This window comes from Bacteroides rodentium JCM 16496, assembly GCF_000614125.1.
GTDB classification, from domain to species: domain Bacteria; phylum Bacteroidota; class Bacteroidia; order Bacteroidales; family Bacteroidaceae; genus Bacteroides; species Bacteroides rodentium.
This window is the reverse complement of sequence record NZ_BAKJ01000077.1, coordinates 1-8,824: the sequence shown is the minus strand read 5'-3', so window position 1 is coordinate 8,824 and position 8,824 is coordinate 1. Positions and strand designations below refer to the sequence as shown.

At 47.5% G+C, this 8,824-nt stretch carries 5 protein-coding genes and 1 pseudogene; all 6 read left to right on the top strand.

Features of this window, described 5'->3' with window-relative positions:
* Positions 1-153: 153 nt before the first annotated feature.
* The 6 genes and pseudogenes from JCM16496_RS19765 to JCM16496_RS19740 all read left to right on the top strand — a co-directional run bounded on the left by JCM16496_RS19765 (position 154) and on the right by JCM16496_RS19740 (position 8,788).
* A complete protein-coding gene (locus JCM16496_RS19765; RefSeq protein WP_025836283.1) occupies positions 154-1,488 on the top strand; it encodes an ATP-binding protein in 1,335 nt (444 codons plus the stop codon).
* A 268-nt stretch (positions 1,489-1,756) separates the two neighbouring features.
* On the top strand, positions 1,757-2,089 hold the full coding sequence (locus JCM16496_RS19760) for a DUF3795 domain-containing protein (RefSeq protein ID WP_025836282.1): 333 nt from the start codon (positions 1,757-1,759) through the stop codon (positions 2,087-2,089).
* A 233-nt stretch (positions 2,090-2,322) separates the two neighbouring features.
* Entirely contained in the window at positions 2,323-3,099 is a 777-nt protein-coding gene (locus tag JCM16496_RS19755) for a class I SAM-dependent methyltransferase (protein WP_167332309.1), read from the top strand.
* Between the two features lie 105 nt (positions 3,100-3,204).
* Positions 3,205-5,225 (top strand): annotated as a pseudogene (abc-f, locus tag JCM16496_RS19750) (ribosomal protection-like ABC-F family protein).
* Between the two features lie 26 nt (positions 5,226-5,251).
* Positions 5,252-7,288, top strand: coding sequence for a M13 family metallopeptidase (locus tag JCM16496_RS19745; RefSeq protein WP_025836280.1), 2,037 nt, complete (start codon positions 5,252-5,254; stop codon positions 7,286-7,288).
* 621 nt (positions 7,289-7,909) lie between these two features.
* Entirely contained in the window at positions 7,910-8,788 is an 879-nt protein-coding gene (locus tag JCM16496_RS19740) for a CE1 family esterase (protein WP_025836279.1), read from the top strand.
* Positions 8,789-8,824: the final 36 nt, after the last annotated feature.

The following is an 8,824-nucleotide window of genomic DNA, read 5'->3' as shown; positions in this document are numbered from 1 at the left end:
TACAAGTTTTCGAACACTGAAGAGGAGAATACCTCTGCAATGAAACAAAAAACAGAGAATTTTACCCCTGCAATGGGACAAAAAAGAAGGGAATATACCTCTGCAATGAAACAAATACTTATCTTTGCTGATATATTATAAGCTAAAATACAGATGTTTGAACGAAGTATAATGAAAGACTTGCGCAAGTGGGCAGACAATCCTTATAGGAAACCTTTGATATTGCGTGGAGCCAGACAAGTGGGTAAGACTACTATTGTAGGTCAATTTAGTAAAGAGTTTGATAATTTTCTTTCCATCAATTTAGAAAAGAAAGAGGCACGCCAACTTTTTGAGACAACAGATGATGTAAAACAATTATTGCCGTTGCTGTTTCTGTATTGTGGTGCAAGGCAAGAAGAAGGGCGTACACTTCTATTCCTGGATGAAGTGCAGGCATCTCCTCAGGCTGTATCTTTGCTTCGTTACTTTTATGAGGAGTTACCTCAGATTTATGTGATAGCGGCCGGTTCTTTGTTGGAGACTATGCTCGACCGTCATATCTCTTTGCCGGTGGGGCGGGTTGAGTATCTGGCATTACATCCTTGTTCGTTTATAGAGTTTTTGGGAGCTATTGGTGAAGAGCGTTTCATTGATTGGATTCTGGAGGCCAAGTTGCCCGAAGCATTTCATACCCAGATGATGTTGCATTTCAATGTTTATGCTTTAATAGGCGGTATGCCCGAAGTAGTGGCTCATTATGCAGCCGATAAGGACGTGGTGGCTTTGTCCGGCATCTATAATCAATTGCTCAATGCCTATAAAAATGATGTGGAAAAGTATGCGGCAAATAATACCCAGTCATCCGTGATACGCTATATTTTGGAAGAAGGCTGGGCTTTTGCGGGGCAAAGCATCACCTTGGGGGGCTTTGCATCCTCTTCTTATAAAGCACGTGAGACGGGTGAGTCATTTCGGACTTTGGAGAAGGCCTTGTTGCTTGAGTTGGTTTATCCTACGGTCAATGCGGTGCTGCCGGTAACTGCAGATTTAAAGAAATCTCCCAAATTGATTTGGCTCGATGCAGGTTTAGTCAATTATGCTGCTAATATTCAGAAAGAGTATCTGTTGAGTAAGGAACTGACAGATGTGTGGCGGGGTATGGCTGCCGAACAAATTGTTGCCCAAGAACTGAAAGCCTTGTCTGCCGAAGTGGGAGTAAAGCGCAAATATTGGATGCGTGCCAAGCGTGGAAGCTCATCCGAAGTTGATTTCATCTATCTGTATGATGGACTTGTCATCCCAATAGAGGTGAAAAGTGGGCATAATGCTCATTTAAAGTCTCTTCATCAGTTTATGAATGAGGCTCCGCATGATATAGCTGTTCGTGTTTGGAGCGGTAATTTTTCGATAGATAAGGTGCAGACCATAGAAGGTAAAAGCTTCCGGCTGGTGAACTTGCCATTTTATTTATTGGCTGCTTTGCCGGAGGTATTGTCGAAGTTATAGTGTCTTTTTATCCCTTAATTGGCAAGGGGGTGGCAAAACTTTTCTCTGATTGTCAGTGTATTATCGGTATGGACGATTGTTGCGTTCTGAACAATCCTCCAATGAATAAAAATCCGTAAAAACGATGCAATTTCTTATAACACTGGCATATAAATCGTGATTTATATCTACATTTGCAGGATGACTGTTTGTCTTTGAACTGAAAAAGAAGAAGCAGGCAAGTTGATGATTATCACAAGAGACAAACATAAATCGTTATAACCAAGGGATGAAACAATTAATTGCATGTTGCGGACTGGATTGCGAAAATTGCGCCGCCCGTATAGCCACTGTCAATAATGACGATGAGCTGAGAGAGAAAACCGCCAAAGAGTGGAGTGTGCTGAATAATACACCGGAAATTACGGCGGAAACCATCCATTGTATGGGGTACCGTGCAGACGGGGTGAAGTTTGCCTATTGCAGCAATTATTGTGCTATCCGTAAATGTGTGTACGAAAAAGGTTTCAATACCTGCGGTGACTGTAAGGAGCTGGATACTTGCCAGGTGGTAGGCACCGTTCTTCAGCATGCACCCGGTGCAAGGGAAAATCTTTATTAACCGTAAAATCTTTGATTAAATAAAATATTGTTTATCTTTGCAGTATGACAAAGACATTTAAATCGGATTTGGTTTTGTAAACAATCTGTGTTCCCTGCACAGATTGTCCCTTTCGTTTACTCTCGGATAACTTCTTTCGAGAGTGTTTTTCTGTTGTTATAATTCAAGTTTAATCCGCATATTATGCTGAAGGTATTGTGATACCTTCCGTATATGCAAAATATAGTAAGAAAATGAGTAACGAAAATAAAACTATCCACGATTTCGAACTTAATTTAATCTGTGACTTTTTCTCCAATATGGAACGACAAGGCCCAGGCAGTCCTGAAGCGACGCTGAAGGCATTGAGCTTTGTAGACGGTCTTACCGATGAATCCCTTATTGCCGATATCGGCTGTGGAACGGGTGGCCAGACAATGGTATTGGCCGGGCATGTTCCGGGACGGATTACCGGACTTGACCTTTTCCCCGGCTTTATTGACATCTTCAACCGTAATGCAAGGCAGTTGGGCTTGCAGGACAGAGTAAAAGGAATTGTCGGTTCAATGGATGCCCTCCCTTTCGGTGAGGAGGAGCTGGATATGATTTGGTGTGAAGGTGCTATCTATAACATCGGCTTTGAACGTGGCTTGAAGGAGTGGCGTAAATATCTGAAACCGGGAGGGTATATTGCCGTCTCCGAGAGTTCATGGTTTACGGACGAACGTCCTGCGGAAATCAATGACTTCTGGATGGACGCCTATTCTGAAATGGATACACTTCCCAATCAGGTAGCCAAGTTGTATAAGGCGGGTTATCTCCCCGTTGCTACGTTCATTCTGCCGGAGAATTGCTGGACAGAGCATTACTTTGCTTCAAAGGTTGCGGCCCAGGAGATTTTCCGTAAGAAATATGCCGGTAATAAAATTGCCGAAGAGTTCAGCTCACTCCAAATGATTGAGGATGAACTGTACGGCAAGTATAAGGAATTCTACGGTTATGTGTTCTTTATTGCCAGGAAGGTGGGATAGTAGATGTAAGAGGTACATGTTCGAAACAATATTATGCGGCATCAGTATTGTATAACGCTGAAAATCGCTACCTTTGCAGTCTTGAACGATAAATTCATTGACACTATGATATCTGTAGAAGGACTGAAGGTAGAATTTAATGCCACTCCTCTGTTCGAAGACGTCTCTTATGTTATCAATAAGAAAGACCGTATAGCTCTTGTCGGCAAGAATGGTGCCGGCAAGTCCACCATGCTCAAGATATTGGCGGGCATCCAGCAGCCCACTGCCGGCGTTGTTGCCGTTCCCCGCGAATGTACTATCGGGTATTTGCCCCAGGTGATGATACTCAGTGACGAGCGCACCGTGATGCAGGAGGCTGAACTTGCCTTCGAGCATATCTTTGAGATGCAGGCGGACATCGAACGTATGAACCGGCAACTCGCCGAACGTACCGACTATGACAGCGAGGATTACCAGAAGCTGATTGACCGCTTCACCCACGAAAACGAACGTTTTCTGATGATGGGCGGCACCAACTACCGTGCCGAGATAGAGCGCACGCTCCAGGGACTGGGTTTCAGCCGTGAGGACTTCGACCGCTCTACAAGCGAATTTTCCGGTGGTTGGCGCATGCGTATAGAGCTTGCCAAGCTGTTGCTTCGCCGTCCGGATGTGCTGCTGCTCGATGAGCCTACGAATCACCTTGACATCGAGAGTATCCAGTGGTTGGAGAACTTCCTTTCCACCCGTGCCAATGCGGTGGTGCTTGTCAGCCACGACCGCGCCTTCCTGAACAATGTCACTACGCGTACCATCGAAATAACTTGTGGACGCATTTACGACTATAAAGTGAAATACGATGAGTTCGTGGTGCTTCGCAAGGAGCGTCGGGAGCAGCAACTGCGTGCTTACGAGAATCAGCAGAAGCAGATACAAGATACGGAAGATTTCATCGAACGCTTCCGGTACAAGGCTACCAAGGCTGTGCAGGTGCAAAGTCGCATCAAGCAGCTCGAAAAGATAGAACGTATCGAGGTGGACGAGGAAGATAACTCCTCTTTACGACTGAAATTTGTTTGCAGCAGCCGTAGCGGTAATTATCCCGTTATCTGCGAGGATATGGAGAAATCCTACGGTGAGCACGTTGTTTTCCACGATGTGAATTTGACCATCAACCGAGGAGAAAAGGTTGCTTTTGTCGGTAAGAACGGCGAAGGTAAGTCTACGCTTGTGAAGTGCATTATGGGTGAGATTACGGATTATATCGGTAAGCTTACACTGGGACATAATGTGCAGATTGGATATTTTGCCCAAAACCAGGCACAGCTTTTGGATGAAAGCCTGACTGTATTCGATACGATTGACCGCGTGGCCGTAGGGGATATCCGCCTCAAAATCCGTGATATTCTGGGTGCTTTCATGTTCGGCGGTGAGGCTTCGGATAAAAAGGTGAAGGTGCTCAGCGGTGGAGAGCGTACCCGGCTTGCCATGATAAAACTGCTGTTGGAACCGGTGAATTTCCTGATTCTCGACGAACCTACGAATCATCTTGACATGCGTTCCAAAGATGTGCTGAAGGAGGCTATCCGCGATTTTGACGGAACGGTGATAATAGTCAGTCATGACCGTGATTTCCTGGACGGACTTGCGACTAAAGTGTACGAGTTTGGTGGCGGACTGGTGAAGGAACATTTGGGAGGAATTTATGATTTCCTGCAAAAGAAGAGCCTCTCCCCCGACTCCTCCCCGTAGGGAGGGGAGAAGGGAATGACGGGTTGCTTGGTAGCGGACGGATGGATGCCCTGTTCGGTTCTGCTTTGAGCAAAAGCCCCTCTTTCGGGAAAAAGGGCAATGCTTCTCCCCTCCCTACGGGAGAGGGGTCGGGGGTGAGGCTCTATGAGGCTCAGAAGGAGCTTAATAAGAAGCTCAAGAAGTTGGAACGCCGCGTTGCCGATTGTGAAGCGGAGATAGAGCAGACGGAGGCTGCCATTGCCATTCTTGAGGCCAGGATGGCTACACCGGAAGGTGCTTCGGACATGTCGCTTTATGAGCAACACCAAAAACTGAAAGAGCAGCTTGACCGAGTGGTGGAAGAGTGGGACGCGGCTACTGTAGAGTTGGAGAATGCATCTCAGGGAGTTTGATAATGTTATTAAAATTATATATGTATATGAAAGCAAATCATTTGTTACCCATTGCAGCATTCTGCCTGATGGCGGCATCCTGCAACACCGGCAAGCAGCAGGCTGAACTTACAGCAGGCATCCAGCTCGCCAATCTTGACACAACGGCTCTACCCGGAACAGACTTTTACCAATACGCATGTGGCGGTTGGATGAAGAACAATCCGATTCCTGCTGAATACTCACAGTACGGTTCTTTTACTATCCTTGCAGAAAACAACCGCAAGCAGATTCAAGGACTTATTGAAGAACTTGCCGCCACCCAGCACGAAGCCGGCAGCGTGGCACAAAAAATCGGTGACTTGTACAAAATCGTAATGGACAGCGTGAAGCTGAACAAGGACGGTGTAGCCCCCATCAAGGCTGAACTCGACCAGCTGGCTGCCTTGAAAGACAAGAAAGAGCTTTATGCCTTGCTGGGCGATATGCAGAAGAAGGGCATCGTCGCCTACAACGTGATGTACGTTGGCGCTGATGAAATGAACAGCAGCATGAATGCCGTACAGACTTATCAGACAGGGCTGAGCATGGGCGAACGTGAATACTATCTGGAAAATGACGAGGCTACTGCCAAAATTCGTGATGCTTTCCGTACGCATGTGCAGAAGATGTACCGGTTGGCTGGTTTCGACGAGGCTACTGCCAAGAAAGGCATGGAGGTGGTGATGGATGTGGAAACACGTCTTGCCAAGGCTTTCCGCTCTCGTACGGAGTTGCGTGACCCGCATGCCAATTATAACAAAATGAGCATGGAAGAGCTGAAGAAGAATTATCCTACTTTCGATTGGGATGCTTATTTGTCTGCCATGGACTTGAAGGATGTGAAGGAAATCATCGTAGGCCAGCCCGCTTCGCTGAAAGCTGCTGCCGATATTCTGGATACGCTGCCCATTGAACAGCAGAGCCTTTATCTGCAATGGAAATTGATTGATTCTGCCGCAAGCTTGTTGAACGATGCTATGGCGGAACAGAACTTCGACTTCTACAGCCGCACCATGAGCGGTACACAAGAAATGCAGCCTCGCTGGAAGAGAGCGGTAAGCACTGTAAGCGGCGCGCTGGGCGAAGCTGTAGGTCAGATGTACGTGGAGAAATATTTCCCCGCTGCTGCCAAGGAGCGTATGGTGACTTTGGTGAAGAACTTGCAGGAAAGCCTGGGCGAACGTATCCAGAATCTTGCCTGGATGGGTGATTCCACTAAGGTGAAAGCTCTGGAGAAACTGGCTACCTTCCATGTGAAGATTGGTTATCCCGACACTTGGAAAGACTACTCCACGCTGGAAATCAAAAACGACTCTTACTGGGCAAACATGGAACGTGCCAACGAGTGGAGCCATGCCGAAATGATAGCCAAGGCCGGTAAGCCGGTGGATAAGGATGAATGGCTGATGACTCCGCAGACCGTCAACGCTTACTATAACCCGACTACGAACGAAATCTGTTTCCCCGCCGGTATCCTGCAATATCCTTTCTTCGATATGAATGCGGATGACGCCTTCAACTACGGTGCCATCGGTGTGGTAATCGGTCATGAGATGACTCACGGATTCGACGACCAGGGTCGCCAGTACGACAAGGACGGTAACCTGAAAGACTGGTGGACCGCCGAAGACGCCAAGAACTTTGACGAGCGTGCCCAGGTGATGGTGAACTTCTTCGATAGCATCGAGGTTGCTCCGGGCGTATATGCCAACGGACGCATGACATTGGGTGAGAATATTGCCGACCACGGTGGTCTGCAGGTTTCTTATCAGGCATTCAAGAAAGCTACGGCTGCCAATCCGCTGCCGGTGCTGGACGGCCTTACTCCCGAACAACGTTTCTTCCTGGCATACGCAGGTGTATGGGCCAATGATATCCGTCCCGAAGAAGTGCTGAACCGCACGAAGAGTGATGTGCACTCATTGGGCGAATGGCGCGTAAACGGTGCATTGCCGCAAATCGGTGCTTGGTATGAGGCATTCAACGTGACGGAAAAAGACCCGATGTTCCTGCCGGTAGAAAAACGCGTATCTATTTGGTAAATCTTGAACAGTCCGGCCTGTCGTCGGACTTGTCATATCCGCTATAAGGCTGCGGGTGTGTCATAATTCACCACAGAGGACACAGAGTAGCACAGAGATGACTTTTAACTGTTGATTATCAACAGAAAAAACTGAGATATTCTGTGTTGCTCTGTGTTCTCTGTGGTGAATTGTGACACACCCGCAGTTGCTGTTTTTACGCTATAAACTAAATTTCAACATCTACTTATCTACTTTCTTTCTTGTGTTTGTCCGGAATTTTTTAATGAAATCTCCGTAGGACAATGCTGCGGAATTTCTCCGGCACCGGGGAAGGCGGTGTTCCCCGGTGTCGGAGAGGGTGTTCCCCGGTGCCGAACCCCTCGTTCACCGGTGCCGGAGAAAAAACTCTTCAGATAGCCTTCTGGACATCAATCTGCTCCCTTTGGGAGTTGTTAATAAATTTTATTATAGGGGCTGTGAGTGAAAGAGGCGAGGGAGGTAATTGCAAATCAAGATAAAATCAGTGATGGTGAAATGGCATATCATTGATTTTTGTATTTTTGTGGTCGGATGCTGAGACAATCATAAAAATGAATACTCTCAGTTGCTAATCAATTCTCATCAAACTCACGTTAAAGTATGAAATTACGCATCTTTTCTTTGTTGCTTGCTTTTGTCGCAACGGCAGCCTTGAGGGGCGCCGATGATAGCGTGTTGCCTGAAAAATACACAATGGTCTATGGTGATACCGTGCGTACCTACCGCATGTACTTGCCCGATGCTGTCAAGGAGGGCGCTCCACTTGTCGTGTATACCCACGGCTACGGTTCCAAGACGCGTTGGCGCAACGATCTCAACGCCGTTGCCGATAGTTGTGGTTTTGCCGTCTGCTATCCCGACGGGATGCCCGACTCCCGGGGAAATGAGAGCTGGAAAGTCGGTTATCCGTCTCAGGCGTCTATGGCGGTTGATGAATCCGACTTTTTCCGTCATCTTCTTGATGAGGTGACTTCGCGGTTCAAGCTCAGCCGGGTCAATGTATTTATGGCCGGATGGTCCAACGGCGGTGACCTGTGCTATCAGCTTGCCCATACCGACCCGGCATTGTTCAGAGCCTATGGCTCGGTAGCGGGACTTACCTTTGAGGAGATGTACCATCGCAATGCGCTTACACTGCCTGTCCCGTTTCTGGAGATTCACGGCAACGCCGATAAGGCATCCATGTGGCAGGGCGACCATCTGAACACAGGAGGGTGGGGAGCCTATATCCCCGTGCCGCTTGCCGTTGCGGCTGTGGCTGCCAACAACCGTTGTACTACCGTGTCGACCGATACTTTTCCTGCCAAGCTTGATCCGTCGCGCTTGGTGACACGCACGGTCTACGGCGATGCCCCTTCGGGTTGCGACGTGATTGTATACGAGATTGACGGGGGCGAACATTCTTGGGCCGACAAGGATGTCGATACGTCAAAGATATTGTGGAATTTTTTCTCGCGCTATCTAGTGATTGAAAATTGAGGCATTTGTATTAAGTAGGGATATTCATTAAATCCT